The organism is Microbispora siamensis, assembly GCF_016863095.1.
Classification (GTDB): Bacteria; Actinomycetota; Actinomycetes; order Streptosporangiales; family Streptosporangiaceae; genus Microbispora; species Microbispora siamensis.
The window spans coordinates 1-1,340 of sequence record NZ_BOOF01000117.1; the positions used below are offsets into that span (position 1 = coordinate 1).

At 67.3% G+C, this 1,340-nt stretch carries 1 protein-coding gene; it reads right to left on the reverse strand.

Features of this window, described 5'->3' with window-relative positions; genetic code table 11:
* Positions 1–1,340: glycoside hydrolase family 43 protein (locus Msi02_RS42715; protein ID WP_308441857.1), on the reverse strand; the 1,340-nt coding region annotated here is incomplete at both ends.

Consider the following 1,340-nt stretch of genomic DNA (forward strand, 5'->3'; position numbering starts at 1 on the left):
GTTGCCGGTGAACTGCCACCAGTTCATGTTGAACAGGTAGCCGCTGCCGCCGGTGAATCTGAGGTACAGGTCGTGGGTGCCGGTCGCGCCGGTGACGGGGCAGGAGACGGTGGTCCAGGTCTGCCAGCCGCCGGTGCCGGGGACGTCGCAGGTGCCCATGAGGGTGCCGGTGACGCCGTCGCGGCGGACTTCGATCTTTCCGCCGGCGGCGCCGGAGGCGACCCGGGCGGTGAAGGTGGTCGCTCCGGTGCCGAAGGCGACGCCCTTGACCTTGATGTAGTCGCCGTTGTCGATGAAGCCGACGTTCATGTCGCCTCCGCCGTCGCTGGAGGGTTCGGTTTCGACGCCGGATTCCCAGGCGATGGTCTCGGCCTCCTGGCGGGTGTAGGGGTTCAGGGTGCCGATCTGGGGTGCGCCGGTGGTGGTCATGGTGATGGTCGGGATGGTGCCGTCGGCGTTGTAGCTGAACTTCTCCACCGCGACCGAGCGGGTGTAGCCGCCGCCGCCCGGCAGGGCGCCGTTGTGGTAGAAGAAGTACGATCCGCCCTGGTAGTCGATGACGCCGGGGTGGTTGGTGAAGCTGCCGCCCTGGGTGGGCATGATCGTTCCCCGGTAGGTCCACGGTCCGGTGGGGCTGGGGGCGGTGGAGTAGGCGATGAACTCCGAGCAGCATTTGGCCGCGAAGACGATGTAGTACAGGCCGCCTCGTTTGTAGACCCAGGGGCCTTCTTCGAACAGGGTGGGCCGGTTGGCGTCGCCGGTGCGGGTGCCGAACCCGGCGGTGGTGAGAGCGATCTTGGTGGGGCTGCCGGAGTAGGAGATCATGTCGGCGTTGAGCTTGACGTACCACAGGTTGGGGTTGCCCCAGTAGAGGTAGGCCTGCCCGTTGTCGTCGATGAAGACGGTGGGGTCGATCTCGCCGTTTTCGACCAGCGGGTGTCCGAGGGCGTCTTTGAAGGGGCCGGTGGGGCTGTCGGAGACGGCCACGCCGATGGCCATCCTGCCGGTCGCCCGGTTGGTGGTGGGGACGTACCAGTAGAACTTGCCGTTGCGGTAGACGGCCTGCCCCGCCCACGCGTCCGATTTGGCCCAGCTGAAGGTGGCCACGCTGAGCGGGGAGCCGTGGTCGGTCCAGTTGACCATGTCGGCCGACGACCAGACCCGCCAGTCCTTCATGGTGAAGTACGTCGAGTTGTCCTCGTCGTGCCCGGTGTAGAGGTAGACCCGGCCGTTGTAGACCAGCGGCGCCGGGTCGGCGGTGTAGATGGTCTGGATGATCGGGTTGTCCGCCCTGGCCGCGCCGGCCGGGAGCAACGCCAGCACGCACAGCAGGCCCACGA